The sequence below is a fragment of the Erwinia sp. STN24 genome (assembly GCF_041320675.1).
GTDB lineage: Bacteria > Pseudomonadota > Gammaproteobacteria > Enterobacterales > Enterobacteriaceae > Erwinia > Erwinia aeris.
In genome coordinates this window covers 348044-363578 of sequence record NZ_JBGGPM010000004.1, presented here as the reverse complement: position 1 = coordinate 363578, position 15535 = coordinate 348044, and the positions used below count along the sequence as shown (strand labels likewise).

At 53.8% G+C, this 15535-nt stretch carries 16 protein-coding genes; 11 read left to right on the top strand and 5 right to left on the bottom strand.

All coding sequences use genetic code 11. The features are described 5' to 3' along the window. The first annotated feature begins 112 nt into the window (after positions 1–112). Positions 113–958 carry an ATP-grasp fold amidoligase family protein gene (locus tag ACA373_RS16340; protein ID WP_367317863.1) on the top strand — a complete coding sequence of 282 codons (846 nt, stop codon included), beginning with the start codon at positions 113–115 and terminating at the stop codon, positions 956–958. Between the two features lie 341 nt (positions 959–1299). Further along, a complete protein-coding gene (locus tag ACA373_RS16335) occupies positions 1300–2253 on the top strand; it encodes an ATP-grasp fold amidoligase family protein (RefSeq protein WP_253456112.1) in 954 nt (317 codons plus the stop codon). Positions 2254–2291: 38 nt separating this feature from the next. On the opposite strand, the gene ACA373_RS16330 is transcribed toward ACA373_RS16335, so the two are convergent. Continuing rightward, the gene (locus ACA373_RS16330) at positions 2292–2573 is read right to left on the bottom strand and encodes a YjcB family protein (RefSeq protein ID WP_125290208.1); all 282 of its coding nucleotides are present in this window, start codon (positions 2571–2573) and stop codon (positions 2292–2294) included. Positions 2574–3379: 806 nt separating this feature from the next. Here ACA373_RS16330 and ACA373_RS16325 point away from each other — a divergent pair. Continuing rightward, the gene (locus ACA373_RS16325; protein ID WP_253456109.1) at positions 3380–4684 is read left to right on the top strand and encodes a diguanylate cyclase domain-containing protein; all 1305 of its coding nucleotides are present in this window, start codon (positions 3380–3382) and stop codon (positions 4682–4684) included. Here the strand turns inward: ACA373_RS16325 and soxS are convergent. Further along, positions 4681–5070, bottom strand: coding sequence for a superoxide response transcriptional regulator SoxS (gene soxS / locus ACA373_RS16320; RefSeq protein ID WP_125290210.1), 390 nt, complete (start codon positions 5068–5070; stop codon positions 4681–4683). The genes ACA373_RS16325 and soxS overlap by 4 nt on opposite strands. A 111-nt stretch (positions 5071–5181) precedes the next feature. Between soxS and soxR the strand changes: the two genes are divergently transcribed. From soxR to ACA373_RS16300, 4 genes are all read left to right on the top strand, one after another. After that, positions 5182–5646 (top strand): redox-sensitive transcriptional activator SoxR, encoded by a 465-nt coding sequence (gene soxR / locus ACA373_RS16315; protein WP_370734816.1) that lies wholly within the window; start codon positions 5182–5184, stop codon positions 5644–5646. A gap of 45 nt (positions 5647–5691) precedes the next feature. Further along, on the top strand, positions 5692–6354 hold the full coding sequence (locus ACA373_RS16310; protein ID WP_301252118.1) for a glutathione S-transferase family protein: 663 nt from the start codon (positions 5692–5694) through the stop codon (positions 6352–6354). A gap of 355 nt (positions 6355–6709) precedes the next feature. Further along, the gene (locus ACA373_RS16305) at positions 6710–8059 is read left to right on the top strand and encodes an NCS2 family permease (protein WP_253456102.1); all 1350 of its coding nucleotides are present in this window, start codon (positions 6710–6712) and stop codon (positions 8057–8059) included. 175 nt (positions 8060–8234) lie between these two features. Then, positions 8235–9884 (top strand): Na+/H+ antiporter, encoded by a 1650-nt coding sequence (locus ACA373_RS16300; protein ID WP_253456099.1) that lies wholly within the window; start codon positions 8235–8237, stop codon positions 9882–9884. A 60-nt stretch (positions 9885–9944) separates the two neighbouring features. Here ACA373_RS16300 and ACA373_RS16295 read toward each other — a convergent pair whose 3' ends face one another. The 3 genes from ACA373_RS16295 to ACA373_RS16285 all read right to left on the bottom strand — a co-directional run bounded on the left by ACA373_RS16295 (position 9945) and on the right by ACA373_RS16285 (position 12344). Then, positions 9945–10430 (bottom strand): DUF943 family protein, encoded by a 486-nt coding sequence (locus ACA373_RS16295; protein ID WP_370734815.1) that lies wholly within the window; start codon positions 10428–10430, stop codon positions 9945–9947. Further along, positions 10427–11257 (bottom strand): DUF3289 family protein, encoded by an 831-nt coding sequence (locus tag ACA373_RS16290; RefSeq protein ID WP_370734814.1) that lies wholly within the window; start codon positions 11255–11257, stop codon positions 10427–10429. Before ACA373_RS16290 ends, ACA373_RS16295 begins: the two co-directional genes overlap by 4 nt. Before the next feature lie 184 nt (positions 11258–11441). Then, the gene (locus ACA373_RS16285) at positions 11442–12344 is read right to left on the bottom strand and encodes a LysR family transcriptional regulator (protein WP_253456093.1); all 903 of its coding nucleotides are present in this window, start codon (positions 12342–12344) and stop codon (positions 11442–11444) included. A 103-nt stretch (positions 12345–12447) separates the two neighbouring features. Here ACA373_RS16285 and ACA373_RS16280 point away from each other — a divergent pair, with 103 nt between their 5' ends. From ACA373_RS16280 to ACA373_RS16265, 4 genes are all read left to right on the top strand, one after another. Next, entirely contained in the window at positions 12448–12873 is a 426-nt protein-coding gene (locus tag ACA373_RS16280; RefSeq protein ID WP_253456091.1) for a CidA/LrgA family protein, read from the top strand. Beyond that, positions 12866–13564 (top strand): LrgB family protein, encoded by a 699-nt coding sequence (locus tag ACA373_RS16275; RefSeq protein ID WP_253456088.1) that lies wholly within the window; start codon positions 12866–12868, stop codon positions 13562–13564. Before ACA373_RS16280 ends, ACA373_RS16275 begins: the two co-directional genes overlap by 8 nt. 142 nt (positions 13565–13706) lie before the next feature. Continuing rightward, the gene (locus tag ACA373_RS16270; protein ID WP_253456085.1) at positions 13707–14252 is read left to right on the top strand and encodes a YfaZ family outer membrane protein; all 546 of its coding nucleotides are present in this window, start codon (positions 13707–13709) and stop codon (positions 14250–14252) included. Between the two features lie 678 nt (positions 14253–14930). Continuing rightward, a complete protein-coding gene (locus ACA373_RS16265; protein ID WP_253456081.1) occupies positions 14931–15440 on the top strand; it encodes a fimbrial protein in 510 nt (169 codons plus the stop codon). The last annotated feature ends 95 nt before the right edge of the window (positions 15441–15535 follow it).

Here is a 15535-nt window from a genome sequence, read left to right as displayed (position 1 = left end):
TAAGAAAATGGTAGACGCAAAAAAACAACTTAAAAAGGCCGCCCTGAATTGCATCCGAATTATGCCGTGGTCTTGCCAGGACAGATTATATTATTTTCATCGGTTTAAACGGATGCCGCATATTCGTCATCCTGATTCTTTTAATGAAAAGGTACTGTTTCGCAAGTTTATTAAAGGCGATTACGATTGTTACGCCGCGTTATCAGATAAGATCCTGGTGCGGGATTATATTTCCCACAAGATTGGTGAGGAATACCTGATCCCTTTGTTACACACCACGGATAATCCTGAGACGCTGTTTGAGCTGGAAACGCTAAAAGATACGGTCATTAAGCCAAACCACGGTTCAGGGATGGTTAAAGTCTTTGTAGAAGAACCTGATTTTGTCGAAAAACATCAGCTTATTGAACGTTGTGGCGAGTGGCTGACAAAAGATTATTCGCACGAAGCGCGTGAAATCCATTACCGCTATATCAAACCGCAGATCATGGTTGAGCAGCGGGTAGGAGACGGTAAGTCTACGGCGATTGATTACAAGTTTCATATGTTTAACAAGCAGGACGGCCACTTTGAGTATGTGCTGCAGGTGGTGTTTAACCGTAGCGATAATCAACCGCTGTCGATGCTGTTCTATGTCAATAATCTTGATAGCTGCTTCTACCGCCGCTTTGATACTGCCGGACTGGATATCAGCCACAACCGGGCCGCGCTGGAGAAGGCGCTGGCGCTGAGCAAAAAGCTGGCCAGCGATTTCGATTACGTACGGGTTGACTGGTATATCAGCCAGGGCGACGTCTACTTTGGCGAGCTGACCTTTACACCAGGCGCAGGCCTGATGCCGGTGCTGAAGCACGGGCTGGACGAAATGATGGGCAAGATGTGGCTGCAGGATGGTCAATCAGCCACCCAGGCGGAGCGGCAGGAAAGCGCGCCGTCGACGGCGCAGAAGAAACAGTAATAAAACCCAGGACGGCCGCAGGTCGCTCTGTTCAGTAAAAATGGAGTTGTCGTCCCGCGAAGGGCACTACCGCAAGCAGGAATCTGCTCAGCGCGTCCTTAACGGGCTTTTCGTCAGTCAGTTTTCTCTCTTCTGACGCCAGAGGCATGAATCTGGTGTTGCCTTGCAGGAAGCAGAGACCGTGCGCAGGAAAACTGCATAAACGGGTAAAGCAGCTGACGGATTTTTTATGTCTGCCGGGAAAAATGAGACGCGGGTGTCGCGATTTCGGATGGCGAGAAAACGCTATTTTGAAGAAATTTTTCCTCAAACAATTATAAAGCCTGCAAATGAGGTCGAAAATGCTAAAACTCAAAGCAGAAATAAGAAAAGGTTTCCTGTTCCTTTTCAAAAAAATGCCCTGGTCCTACCAGGACAGAATTTATTATCTGCATAAATTTAAAAAATTACCCAACATACACCAGCCGAAACTGTTTAATGAGAAAGTTCTGTACCGCAAATTCGTCACCGGCGACTACCTGCGTTATGGCATGCTGTCCGATAAGCTGTTGGTTCGTGACTATATTTCTCAGACCATTGGGGATGAATATTTAATCCCACTGCTGCATGAAACAGCCGATCCTGTCACGCTGCTGGGGCTTAGCTCGCTGAAGAACACCGTGGTGAAGCCCAATCACGGGTCAGGCATGGTGGAGATTTTGCTGGAAGAGCCGGACTGTTTGCAGAAACAGCTGCTGATCAAGCGCTGCGAAGAGTGGCTGAGCCGGGATTTCTCGCACGAAGCGCGTGAGATTCACTATCGCTATATCAAGCCGCGCATTCTGGTTGAGCAATACGTCGGCGACGGTAAATTTGCCGCCGTTGACTACAAGTTTCACATGTTTAACAAGAAAGACGGTACTTTCGAGTACGTTTTGCAGATTATCTATAATCGCTGCGGCAATGCGCCGCTGTCGATGAACTTCTACGTTAACACGTTGAAATCTTGCTTCTATAAGATCCGTGATACGGGGCTGGATATCAGCGGCGACCTGGAAACGCTGGAAAAAGCGCTGGCGCTGAGCAAAAAGCTGGCCAGCGACTTCGATTACGTGCGCGTTGACTGGTATATCAGCGAAGGGCAAATCTACTTCGGCGAGCTGACCTTCACGCCGGGCGCAGGCATGGTAACCGGTCTGGATCAGGGGCTGGATAAGATGATGGGCGACATGTGGCTACAGGAACGTAAGCCAAAAACGCTGAAGGCGATTGGCGGCGAAGCGGCGGCGATGGCCGGGACGCTGAAGAAAGTATAAAGACGAAAGCCGCATGATCTTCATGCGGCTTTACGCTTTTATGGCAGAGGATAATCGGCTGGCGTATGGCTCATGACATCGACAAACACGTCTTTGGTGATATGCCAGAAGTTAAGCAGGTTATCCATGCTCAGCGTGATACCTAACAGGCCGGTGACGAACCAACACGACATGCCTATGCCAACGCCGGTAAAAATGAAGGCCATGCCGTTGCGGCTGGACTGACGACATTTTACGTTAAAGGTGCTGGCGAGAAACATCATGACTGCACTAACCAGTTCCCATCTCATCAGCACCAGGCTAGCGGTTAAGGTACCCATATCTCTGAAACTCCGCGTCAATCAGGCCTGGCAATAGAAAAAGCGTCATCTGTCCGGACGAAAAGGCCAGGATTGCTTTTCATCGGGGCGGATACAGGGAGTAAGTGTGATGACGGTCACATTATAGCATTGCGTCAGGCGAGTTTTGAACACTTTTAAGACCGCTTATGGGCGTTTTTTGATCGCGCACAATAATCACATTTATTTCCCGTAAGTTAGCGGTGATATTGCGCGGCGGGCGTTAAATAGCGCCTGAAAAAGTTAATATCTTTTTAAATTACGTTCAAACTCAGGTTATTTTTGAGACAAGGAATGAGAGTAATTTACATCATTTCGCCCACCGTTCCGAAATTGCCTTAGCGCTTTTAACTTATTTCTCCGCGCCGTTATTTTTATCTGTTCGCTGAATTATGCCAAATTATCTGGCAATAGTCGGCTCCTTTGGGATGAATCTGACCTGTTAAAAGTTGTATGGGATGAAGAGGAGTTGTAGGATTTTTGAAAACTAATTTTTGCCATTTTATTTCCTGCATAAGCTATCAGCGGTAAACGCGCACAGGATGGCAATAGCAGGAATTTTACGTCAGATAACCGGAGCCTGCCTGTTTGCCTGTGGCTGTTCAGGGTCGAAAAGCCATTTTTTGCCCGCAAACAACATTCCCCTCGCGTGCAGCTTGCTCTTTACCTCAGATCGGGGCAGCAGCCTGGTCCCGGCAGCGTTACTGCTACGGGCGGTCGCCAACGCAAGCCCCCAATGCAGAAGCGCTGCATGAGCGGAGATCCGTTCGGTTGGCGTGGGAGGAATCATGGATCATGACCGTCCCGCGGGAAACATTACCGCGCAACCGGCAGCTAAGCCGCTGCCTACGCTACGCAAGTCGCTACGGCGTATTCATTTAACTATTATTCTTGTCTCGCTAACGTTCAGCGGCATTTCGCTCTCGCTGCTTTCGGTGCTGGCTTTGCGTAACTACGCCGAAAACAATTCCGAGCTGCTGGCGACGACCATCAGCTACAGCGCCGGGCAGGCCGTAGCGACAGGTGACGGCGCAGCGGCGCGCGCTATCCTCCAGGCTATCGGCGCGAAAACACAGTTTGGTCAGGCTCGGATCCTCGATGCGGATCGCCGTTTGCTGGCAAGCTGGGCTGCAAACGATAATCGCGACAAGAGCGCCTTCAGCGAGCTGGTATCGCGCTGGTTATTTCCCAAACCGGTGCAGATCCCCGTCCTGCGCGGCGGTAAAGAAATTGGCACCATCTGGCTGACCGGCGATGGATGTCGGGTAATGCATTATCTTTATCAGGCGCTGACATGGTTGGGATGCAGCATGTTGCTCTCCGCGCTGCTGGCCTTTTATCTGTCGCGCCGAATGCATTCAGGCATCGTCAGCGCGCTGTCAAACATCGCCTGCGTGGCGCATGAAGTACGCAGGCGACGAGCCTTTTCATTGCGCGTGCCTTCTTCTTCTATTGCCGAATTAAACAAGCTGAGCGGCGACTTTAACAGCCTGCTGGACGAGCTGGCCGACTGGCAGCGCCATCTGCAAAGCGAGAATGCCACGCTGGCCCATCAGGTGCGGCACGATGCGTTAACCGGCCTGCCAAACCGCACGGCTTTTGAGCAGGAGCTGCACAAACAGCTGGACAATCCTTTGACCGCCGCGCGGGTGGCGGTGCTGTTTATCGACGGCGACCGTTTTAAAGAGGTAAACGATCGCTACGGCCATGCTGCTGGCGACAGGGTTCTGACCATTACCGCACAGCGCCTGCGCGCACGCTTGCGCAAAGGCGATTTGGTGGCGCGGCTAGGCGGGGATGAGTTTGCGGTACTGCTGTTAGCGATTGACAGCGGCGAGCAGGCAGGCTGCGTTGCGCAAAGCGTCATTGAGGCGATGCGTGAACCCATAAGGCTGGACGACGGCACGATCCTTACCCAGTCTCTGAGTATCGGCATCGCGCTGGCGAAAAATCATCATACCGGCGAGGCGACCATCGCCCAGGCCGATGCGGCGATGTACCACATCAAAGCGCTGGGCGGCGGCTGGTATTTTTCGCCCGCGCTCTGGAGCAGGCGACAGGCGTCGGCGGCGCTGGAGTGCGAAAGCGTTTAGCCGTTGGTGCTGACCGCTGACGGGAATTCAGAGCAGTCAAAATAGAGCGGACGCTTTTGCTGACGGCGCATGGTGTTGCGCCAGGCCGTCGGCGTCTGGGAAAACTGGCGGCGAAAAACGCGCGAGAAAGTCTGCTGCGAGTCATAGCCATACTGCATGGCGATATCAAACACCGGACGCTGCGTCTGGCGCAGCTCTTTCGCGGCCAGCGTCAGGCGACGCTCACGAATATAGTTGCCCAGCGTCTGTTTGGTCACGGCGCGGAACATGCGCTGCAGGTGCCATTTCGAATAGCCGGATCGCGCCGCAACGTCATCGATAGAAAGCGTTTTGTCCAGATTGCTGTCAATCCAGTCGGTAAGCGCGTGAATAATCTCATCATGCATACTGGTCTTCTCCCTGGGGCTGGCGGCCGATCGCTATGGCGAAAAAAGAGGGGTTCGCCTTCTTAAGGGCTGGAGTATAATTCCTCAAGTTAACTTGAGGTAAAGCGCAAAGTGAAAAAAAATCTCGTATTAAACAAGCGCGAACTGACGCCCGGCGACGTGGCCGCACGCTGCGGCGTCGCCGTCTCGACGCTGCATTTTTATGAAAGCAAAGGCCTGATCGTCAGCTTTCGCAACGGCGGCAACCAGCGCCGCTATCATCGCGATGTCCTGCGCCGGGTGGCGGTCATTAAAATCGCCCAGCGGATCGGCATCCCGCTGGCGACCATCGGCGAGCACCTGGTGCAGTTTCCGCCGGGCAAGCGGCTGTCGCCTAAAGAGTGGGCGCTGCTGACCCGTAAATGGCGCGAGGAGCTGGACAGCCGCATTGATACGCTGATCCGACTGCGCGACGATCTGGATGGCTGTATCGGCTGCGGCTGTTTATCGATGGAGGACTGTCCGCTGCGCAACCCGGATGACCGCCTGAGCGAGCGCGGCACGGGCGCAATCCTGCTGGAGCCTGAACGTAAATAAGGCCGTCTATACTGATAGCACTTCGTTTACGCACAAGGAAAGGTCATGATCACCGTTCACCACCTGAACAACTCCCGTTCGCAGCGTATTCTCTGGCTGTTGGAAGAGCTGGAAACGCCTTATCAAATCAAACTGTACCAGCGCGAAAAAACGATGCTGGCGCCCGATTCGCTGAAAAAAGTGCATCCTCTCGGCAAATCGCCGGTGATCACCGATGGAAATCGGGTGATTGCAGAGTCCGGCGCGATCCTGGAATACCTGGCGGAGCACTATGACGCAGAAAATCGTCTGAAACTCACCACGGAAGATGAGCGTATCGAGTCTCGTTACTGGCTGCACTATGCGGAAGGTTCACTGATGCCGCTGTTGGTGATGAAGCTGATTTTCAGCCGAATGGGCGAGGCGCCGGTGCCGTGGCTGCTGCGGCCGGTGGGCCGCGCCTTTGGCAAGGGTGTGCAGAAGGCGTTCCTGGATAAGCAGCTCGCCACCCATCGCGAATTTATCGAGCAACACCTTGCGGGCAACGAATGGTTTGCGGGGTCGCGCTTCAGCATTGCCGACGTGCAGATGAGCTTTCCGCTTCAGGCGCTCAGCGCGCGCGGCGGCGCAGGCGACTCCCCTGCCATTCAGGGCTGGCTGAAGAAAGTCCAAAGCCGTGCGGCCTGGCAGCGGGCGCTGCAAAAAGGCGGTGCGCTCACTCTTGAATGAATCATCGCGCGGCGGCCCCTGACGTTTCATCGCGCCCGCGACCATAAGAAAGTGCTATGACCGCGCTTGTCGGCGAGCCAGCTAAAGTCTGCTCAGGCAGGCGCGGACGTAAAAGAGACGAAAATCTGCCGCCTTCCCGGCATCAGCAGTTGAAAAGGCGGCCTTAAAGGCAGGATAATCGTTTGCCTTTATAAAAAGGGCATTATGCCTGTCGGGTTAAACGTTTGCTTTTTTCCGATCGCGGCTTCTTTACGAAGTTTTGGCGATCTGCAATAGCGCTATCAGGGATGTAAACGTGGTACCAACCCGCCATCAGGCATCGATAATTCATAAGAAAGTTCAGGGGATTTCCATTATGTCGACTCATCATCAGACCGGCGGAACGTTAGACGCCTGGTTTAAAATCTCTGCACGCGGCAGTACCGTCCGCCAGGAGATTTTAGCCGGACTTACCACCTTCCTCGCCATGGTCTATTCGGTGATTGTTGTGCCGTCCATGCTCGGCAAGGCGGGCTTTCCTCCCGCTGCCGTTTTTGTCTCTACCTGCCTGGTGGCGGGCTTCGGCTCGGTCATTATGGGGCTGTGGGCGAACCTGCCGATGGCAATCGGCTGCGCGATCTCGCTGACTGCCTTCACGGCTTTCAGCCTGGTGCTGGGCCAGCATATCAGCGTGCCCGTAGCGCTGGGAGCCGTATTCCTGATGGGAGTGCTGTTTACGCTGATCTCTGCAACCGGCATCCGTGCCTGGATTTTACGCAACCTGCCAATGGGCGTGGCGCACGGCACCGGCGTCGGCATCGGCCTGTTTCTGCTGCTGATTGCCGCTAACGGCGTGGGCCTGGTCGTAAAAAACCCTGTACCTGGCGCACTGCCGGTCGCGCTGGGCGATTTCGCTTCCTTCCCCGTGTTGATGACGCTGGCAGGCCTTGCGGCAATCTTCGGTCTGGAAAAGCTGCGCGTGCCGGGCGGGATCCTGCTGACTATTATCGCCATTTCCGTGCTCGGACTGATTTTCGATCCGGCCGTAAAATATCAGGGGCTGTTTGCCATGCCTTCACTGTCGGATGCGCAGGGCCACTCGCTGGTGTTCAGCCTGGATATTCTGGGCGCGCTGAAGCCTGCGGTATTGCCAAGCGTGCTGGCGCTGGTGATGACCGCCGTGTTTGACGCCACCGGCACCATCCGCGCGGTAGCAGGCCAGGCGAACCTGCTGGATAAAGATCATCAGATCCTGAACGGCGGCAAAGCGCTGACCACCGACTCGGTCAGCAGCATCTTTTCCGGCCTTATCGGCGCTTCGCCTGCGGCGGTGTATATCGAATCCGCAGCGGGCACGGCGGCGGGCGGTAAAACGGGCCTGACCGCTATCGTGGTAGGCGTGCTGTTTCTGCTGATCCTGTTCCTGTCGCCGCTGGCTTATTTAGTGCCGGGCTATGCTACCGCGCCCGCGCTGATGTATGTTGGCCTGCTGATGCTGAGCAACGTTTCTAAAATCGACTTCAGCGATTTTGTTGACGCCATGTCCGGTCTGCTGGCCGCCGTGTTCATCGTGCTGACCTGCAATATCGTTACCGGTATTATGCTGGGCTTCGGCTCGCTGGTCATTGGCCGCATCTTTGCGGGCGAGTGGCGCAAGCTCAACGTCGGCACCGTGGTTATCGCTATCGCGCTGGTCGCTTTTTACGCCGGCGGCTGGGCTATCTGATCCCCTTTTACGAGGCCGGTTTTTCCGGCCTCCGTTCCGAATTTTTGCTTTTTTCCACGCAATAGCACACATCAGCTTTTTCAAGCCATCCCATTTTTGCTTTACTATTACACAGGGCATTATTTGTTCCGAGCCTGATATTTTTGTCGCTATCTGGAAGCTATGAAAGGACAACATGGAAATCTTTTTTACTATTCTCATCCTCACGCTGGTGGTCTCGCTCTCTGGCGTAGCCGCACGCATTATTCCTTTTCAAATCCCCCTGCCGCTGGTGCAAATTGTGATGGGCGCGCTGCTGGCGTGGCCGACTTTCGGCCTGCACGTTGACTTCGATCCCGAGCTGTTCCTGGTCCTGTTTATTCCGCCGCTGCTGTTTGCTGACGGCTGGAAGACGCCAACCAGCGAGTTTTTGCATCACGGACGCGAGATTATCGGCCTGGCGCTGGTGCTGGTTTTGATCACCGTGGTCGGCATCGGCTATCTGATCTACTGGCTGGTGCCGGGTATTCCGCTGCTGCCCGCCTTCGCACTGGCGGCCGTGCTGTCGCCAACCGATGCCGTGGCGCTCTCCGGGATTGTCGGAGAAGGGCGCATCCCGAAAAAAATTATGTCGATACTGCAGGGCGAGGCGCTGATGAACGACGCTTCGGGCCTGGTGTCGCTGAAGTTTGCCGTTGCGGTCGCGATGGGCACCATGGTGTTCACGGTTTCCGGCGCGTCGCTGGAGTTCGTAAAGGTTGCCGTCGGCGGTCTGGTGGCCGGTATTGTTATCTGCTGGCTGTACGGCAAGTCGCTGCGTCTGTTCAGCCGCTGGAGCGGTGACGATCCGGCTACGCAGACGGTGCTGCTGCTGCTGCTGCCTTTTGCTTCTTACCTGATTGCCGAACATATCGGCGTATCGGGGATCCTGGCCGCCGTCGCGGCGGGCATGACCATTACTCGTTCGGGTATTATCCGTCAGGCGCCGCTGGCGATGCGTCTGCGTGCCAACAGCGTCTGGCAGATGCTGGAGTTTGTCTTTAACGGCATGGTGTTCCTGATGCTGGGCTTACAGCTGCCGGACATTTTACAGCTGTCCGTGACTCAGGCAGAGGCCGATCCTAACGTCGATCTGTGGATGCTGGTGCTGTCGGTGGTGCTGATTTATGCCGCGCTGATGATCGTCCGCTTCGCCTGGCTATGGACGATGCGCCTGATCAGCCAGCGCCTGCTGAAAAAGCGGCCGATGGAGTTCAGCAGCTACAGCCTGCGCGAGCTGCTGATTGCCTCTTTTGCCGGCGTACGCGGGGCTATCACCCTGGCCGGCGTGCTGTCCATTCCGCTGTTTCTGACCAATGGTGACGCTTTCCCGGCGCGCTACGAGCTGGTTTTCCTGGCAATGGGCGTGATCCTGTTTTCGCTGCTGGTCGGCGTAGTGTTGCTGCCGCTGCTGCTGCGCGGCGTGGCAGGCAGGGATAAGACGGCGCACCGCCATGAGATCCAGATGGCGCGCGCGGCGATGGCGGAAACGGCTATCGACAGCCTGCACAAGATGGAAGAGCGGCTGGCGGCCGATACCGAAGAGAATATCGACGCTGACCTGGTCAAAGAAATCGCATCGCGAGTGATTGGCAATATGCGCCGTCGCGTGGACGGTAAGGACGATCTGGAGCGGGCGCTGTATGCGGAAAATCTGGAGCGCCGCTTCCGTCTGACCGCGCTGCGCGCCGAGCGCGGCGAGCTGTATCACCTGCGCGCCACGCAGAAAATCAGCAACGAAACCATGCAGAAGATGCTGCACGATCTCGACCTGCTGGAAACGCTGCTGATCGAGAAAGAAGAGTAGCGGGAAGACCGCGAGCCGCCCGGCTCGCGGTTTTTTTTACTGCTGTTAGCAGCAGTAGTATCAGCGTTCTTCCAGGATCAGCGGGCCGCCTGGCTTTTGGTAATAAGAGGCGTCTTCCATGGTGTAGCTCATGGTTCCCGTTGTCGCTCTGGTAACCTGCATCAACCAGTTTTCTTTTTTAATACATCTTTCCTCCGCTTTTATATTCTCAAAACAGAGCAGATGGTCGGTACTATGACTCGGGAAAAAAGTAGTGTCATCGGGTTTTTCTTGCTGATAACCGTCTTTAAAGTCCCAGATAGTTACCCAAAAAGTCTCGCCTTTTCTATTTAAAAGAAAAGGGTGTTGTTTATCCAGTTTCCGGGCGTTTTCTTTCCACCATTCAATCTTTCCTTTGTTGGTCAGAGGAAAGTTTTTCACCAAAATATCTGTGACGGAATGATTCTGGTGAACAGCTATAACCTCTACAGGCCGTAGCATCATAACGATGACGTACAGCCAGCTGACTACGACCAGAGCCGGGAAAAATCTATTTATCTTTTTCACTTTTTGCTTCCCGTCAGCGTGATGGTCGCTGCCATATTGGTAAAAAAGGGCTTGTACGCGTACCTTCTCCAGCGCTGTAGCACAAACCAGATTCGGAAAATATTCAAATGATGAAAACGAGGATCCATGATATCGCGGTCATCAAGGCCAAAGTGATCCTGGCCTTTGTAATGCAGGGTGGCTTTGTATTTATCTCCGTTAACTTCCAGAGACTTTAGCGTGATTTTTGTCGCGTATATACCGTGCACTGACATACCCAGACCATTCATCTTGTCTTGTAATCTATTAAATTTCGGAAGAAAACTCTCTCCGATAACTTTTCTTAAAGCCTGTTTTTTATTTTCGGCAAGAAAATAATTATCCCAGTCTATATTTTCCCGTATAAATCTATCGATAACCTTTGACGAGTTTGCGTTATCTGAATGCGCGCTTTCTATCAACCTCTTATAAGCCCCATTTAATTCACTGCTGGAAAAGGGTTTTCCATCGCCATATTGAAAATGGTCGATTAGTGCCATAAACAGCCCGCGATGGCCGAAAAAAGAGAAGGGCCGCGACTCGCGGCGGAATTCGTTGAATAGTTTGGCTGCCACTTCATGATGGCGCATCTTATGACGTATCACGGCGTAGTTACTGATGGGGAAATCCGTTCTCTCTGCCCGCCAGGGATCGTACTGACCGGATACTTTCTCCAGCCGATAGAAGTTCTTCAGCTGCAGCTCGCTTAAATCGCCGCACTTCATATCGTCGGCACTATCGTCGTCCATGCGATTTTGCGTCTGAAAAAGAGTAAAGGGCAGGTGCAATGCCTGCATTGACTGCGTCATGCAATAATCCTTTTGCGTGTTAGCGAGCGTCATTGCTCCAGACAATAACATAGCAGCTTAAATTTTGTTCATCTTTAGCGGGCAGCAAAGAAAGAACGATCGCCTGTTTGCCCGCCAGAAGCCGAGGCCAGGCGACAATGTTGGCGGAGTTTATTGCTGTGCGCTTCTGGCGCTGTTATGGCTTTTATACCGACAGCGTTGGCGTCTGACCCGGCCAGAACTGGCGACAGCAGGCGATCCAGGCCTGCGCGCTCTTTGAGAGGTAGCTGCCTTCCCGCCAGATCAGGCCCAGCTGCCAGACCAGCTCCGACTCCAGCGGCAGCCACAGCAGATGGCTTTTATCCAGCCGCTGGCAGATCGGCTCCGGCAGGATTGCCACGCCCATACCGGCCTGTACCATCGCCGCGAGAAAATCCCACTGGCCGCTGCGTACCGCGATCTGCGGCGTAAAGCCGCTGGCCTGGAAGGCACGCATCAGCTGGCGGTTCAGCGAAAACTCTTCGTTATAAATCAGGATAGGATGCCCGGCCAGCTCGGCCAGCGGAATATGGGTACGGCGCAGCCATTCGCGGGTTTTCGGCACCAGCACGCAGAGCGGGTGGCTCATCAGCGGCAGCGCGTTCAGCGGCAGATCTTCCGCTACCGGCAGCGCGGTCATCGCAATATCCAGCGTGCCGGAAAGCACTGCCTGCTGCACGGTCAGGCCGCCGAATTCGGAAATTTTCAGCTCGACGCCGGGATAACGCTGGCGGAAAGCGGAGATCGAACCGGCAATCTGCATCCCCACCATTGGCGGAATGCCTAACCGCAGCTCGCCCGTTTTCAGGTCGTTGATATCGCTGATTTCCGCTTCCAGCTGCTTAAATTCCTGAAGGATAGTCAGTCCGCGCTGATAAACGGCCTGTCCGGTATCGGTCAGATGCAGCTTGCGTCCTTCACGGATCAGCAGCGTACAGCCCAGTTCATCCTCCAGCTGGCGCAGCATTTTACTGATGGTCGGCTGCGTGACGTACAGCTGCTCCGCCGCGCGAGTAAAGCTTTGCTGGCGCACCACTTCCACAAAATAACGCAGGGCTCTGACGTCCATAAACATTCCTGTAAGGCATAGTTCAGATAATATTAAGTCATTTTTTTCACCCTTTGGTACGGCTTTATACTCTCTTTACGCATTATTCAGAGAGAGACCCATCATGAAGCTGGCGATACGCCCGCAAAGCACGTGGCAGCAACGTATTCAGGTTCCGTTACAGGTGGTGCTGTATATCGCTTTTTTTCTGGCCGCGCAGCGGCTGGTTGACTGGTTGCGGCTGCCGTTGCCCGCCAATATCGTGGGCATGTTGCTGCTGCTGGCGTTGATTATGCTGCGGGTGCTGCCGCTGAACTGGGTGAAAGCCGGATCGCGCTGGCTGCTGGCGGAAATGCTGCTGTTTTTTATTCCTGCCGTGGTGGCGGTGGTTAACTATTCGCAGCTGCTGCGCGTGGACGGCTGGCGGATTATGTTGGTGATTATGATCAGTACGCTGCTGGTGCTTTCCGCTACCGCGCTGGTGGTGGATCGCGTCTATCGTTTTGAAATGCGGCTGGCGGCACGAAAAAAGGAGCGTCAGGGTGAATAACTTTTTTATCAGCCTGCTCTGTCTGCTGGCGACGCTGCTGGTCTATTTTCTCAATAAACGTCTCTACCGCCGCTGGCACAGGCTGCTGCTGATGCCGCTGGTGATGACGCCAATGGTGCTGGTGGCGCTGCTGCTGCTGACCCATATCTCCTGGCAGAACTATATCGACGAAAACCGCTGGCTGCTGTGGCTGCTTGGCCCGGCTACGCTGGCCTTCGCCGTGCCCGTTTATGAAAATATGGCGATTATCCGCCGCCACTGGCTGTCGCTTAGCGCGGGCGTGCTGACCGCCACGCTGGTCGCCGTTTGCAGCTCGGTATGGCTGGCAAGGCTGCTGACGCTGCCGGAGGCAATCCAGCGTAGTCTGGCGGTGCGCTCTGTCACTACGCCCTTTGCGCTGGCGGCGGCGAAGCAGCTGGGCGGGCAGCCCGATCTGGTGGCGCTGTTTGTGGTGATCACCGGCGTATTCGGCATGGCCGTCGGCGATCTGCTTTTTATTCGGCTTGCCGTCAAGCAGGGATTGGCGAAAGGCGCCGGGTTTGGCGCGGCCTCACACGGCGCAGGCACCGCTCGCGCCTATGAAATCGGTCAGGAAGAGGGCGTGGTCGCCAGCCTGGTGATGATGCTGTCAGGCGTGGTGACAGTGGTTATCGCGCCGCTGATTGGCCGCCTGATGTGGACGCTGGTTTAAAGCCTGTATGTTCGCCCCCTAACAGCAACATTTACTAAACAAGCCCTAAGATTCGTCGCATTCTCATTTTATTTCCTCTGTTGATGATCTATCCTCCGCTGCCGTCGGGAAACGGCGTAAGTAAATTCATCAGGAGAATAAAATGAAAGCAGTGGCAACTACCGCAGGCGCTCTGGCGCTGCTGGCGCTGGCCGGATCAGCGCAGGCGATTGAAGGCGGTGTCGACGTAGGTCGTGATTATACTAATGTACACGCGGGCATGGGCGCTGACTCGCCTGGTCTGGCGCTGACCGGTAACTGGTTGCGTAGCGATCACGATGGCAGCATGGGCAGCCTGGGTCTGGGTTACAATGTGGGTCTGGGCGATATCTTTATCACGCCTGGCGTGAAAGCGATTTCCACTAACCCAACCGATAGCAAAGACGGCTATGCCGTTGCGGTCGGCATTGGCGCAAGCGTTCCAGTCACCAATATGTTCAACGTATTTGGCCAGTATTACTACTCGCCGGATTCTTTCTCCAGCCACATTGATGACTACCAGGAAGCTTCCGCTGGCGTGAGCTTTAAGCCAATCTCCCTGGTTGACGTGCGCGTGGGCTATCAGTACCTGGCGATGAACGGCAAAGACGGTCGTAAAGACAACGTCATTGCTGACGGCGCATACGTAGGTGCATCCCTGCATTTCTGATGCCAAAGGCGGCAACCTGTAAAGGGTGGCCCGCCGCTGAATGTGTCCGGCTTCTGGCCGGACCTGCCTGCTCCCGGTACGGCTGATGCCCTGATACAGGCCGGGAACAGGCTTATTATGCTGAACTTTTAACAAGGTTTATAAAGTTGTTGCCGCTAATGTTCAAACAGGTGATATATATTAAAATATAGAAGCTTATATTAAGGAGCTTGCCTGATATTTTTAATACTCCGGCAAAGATAAATGCTATATATTTAAACCGCCCCGTTTGTTTCTTCTTTTTTTACATTTGTCATTTATAGAGTGACGGCGTGCAAAATGGGTTTTATTTGGTTTTTTATTCTGAAGAGCATCTCTGTTCGACGATTTTTTAGCATTTATCGCCAGTAACACCTTCCTGTCTAAACTTTCATTTTTTTCTGTCATTTTCTAAGGAAAAAGACCTTTCATCTGGAAATGTCTTCTGTAAGAATAATCCTGCCGTCCTGAACAGGTATTTATTACGGATTGTATTTACCTGACAATGTAAATGGCCATTAATAAACTCAAGCGCCGTTAATGCATTATTAACTTATCTGTTTTTACAGGTTGGCTTTTTTTCAGCAAAGAAAATGATGTTATAAATAAACATTTATCATCCGATAAACGGAAAGGTTTATAATCAAAGGAATGTACTTTATGCAACTGAATAAAATCGTACTGTCAGCTATCGCCATTTTCGGCATGACTTCTGTAGCTTATGCCGACCAGGGACATGGTTCAGTGACTTTTTCGGGCTCCGTCATTGAGTCTCCTTGCTCAATTAATCCTGACTCTGTTTATCAGGACGTGCCTCTTGGGCAAATCTCGACTGTTACCCTGAAGGATGGTGGAACCTCCGATCCCCGTCCTTTCCAGATTAAACTGGAAAACTGTACGGTTGCGACCGCCGCAGCGGTAACGGCCACGTTCAGCGGACCAGAAAGCACTACCGGTCTGTTGGGCATGACCGGGACAGTTAAGGGCGCGAGTATCGCCATCACTGATGGTACTGGCGCAGTGCTCAAGCTCGGCAGTCCGAGCGCTAAGCAGGTTTTGCAGACTGGCTATAATACGCTGAGTTTTTCTGCCTATGTGCAAGGTGATGGCAAAGACGTAACGCCTGGCGAATTCCAGAGTATTGCTGATTTCACACTTGCATATCAATAAGTCGATTTGACGGACCTTGTCCTCTCCCGGCGTTTCTGCCGGGAGTGTTTTCTGCCTGGGGAACAACGGCAAAACAGGTTCATGTTTGTCGGCAG

Bases quoted from the DNA above. Each gene is read 5' to 3' on its own strand.
- ACA373_RS16340 (WP_367317863.1), top strand. From the start codon at position 113: ATGCCGCATATTCGTCATCCTGATTCTTTTAATGAAAAGGTACTGTTT.
- ACA373_RS16335 (WP_253456112.1), top strand. From the start codon at position 1,300: ATGCTAAAACTCAAAGCAGAAATAAGAAAAGGTTTCCTGTTCCTTTTC.
- ACA373_RS16330 (WP_125290208.1), bottom strand. From the start codon at position 2,573: ATGGGTACCTTAACCGCTAGCCTGGTGCTGATGAGATGGGAACTGGTT.
- ACA373_RS16325 (WP_253456109.1), top strand. From the start codon at position 3,380: ATGGATCATGACCGTCCCGCGGGAAACATTACCGCGCAACCGGCAGCT.
- soxS (WP_125290210.1), bottom strand. From the start codon at position 5,070: ATGCATGATGAGATTATTCACGCGCTTACCGACTGGATTGACAGCAAT.
- ACA373_RS16310 (WP_301252118.1), top strand. From the start codon at position 5,692: ATGATCACCGTTCACCACCTGAACAACTCCCGTTCGCAGCGTATTCTC.
- ACA373_RS16305 (WP_253456102.1), top strand. From the start codon at position 6,710: ATGTCGACTCATCATCAGACCGGCGGAACGTTAGACGCCTGGTTTAAA.
- ACA373_RS16300 (WP_253456099.1), top strand. From the start codon at position 8,235: ATGGAAATCTTTTTTACTATTCTCATCCTCACGCTGGTGGTCTCGCTC.
- ACA373_RS16290 (WP_370734814.1), bottom strand. From the start codon at position 11,257: ATGACGCAGTCAATGCAGGCATTGCACCTGCCCTTTACTCTTTTTCAG.
- ACA373_RS16285 (WP_253456093.1), bottom strand. From the start codon at position 12,344: ATGGACGTCAGAGCCCTGCGTTATTTTGTGGAAGTGGTGCGCCAGCAA.
- ACA373_RS16280 (WP_253456091.1), top strand. From the start codon at position 12,448: ATGAAGCTGGCGATACGCCCGCAAAGCACGTGGCAGCAACGTATTCAG.
- ACA373_RS16270 (WP_253456085.1), top strand. From the start codon at position 13,707: ATGAAAGCAGTGGCAACTACCGCAGGCGCTCTGGCGCTGCTGGCGCTG.
- ACA373_RS16265 (WP_253456081.1), top strand. From the start codon at position 14,931: ATGCAACTGAATAAAATCGTACTGTCAGCTATCGCCATTTTCGGCATG.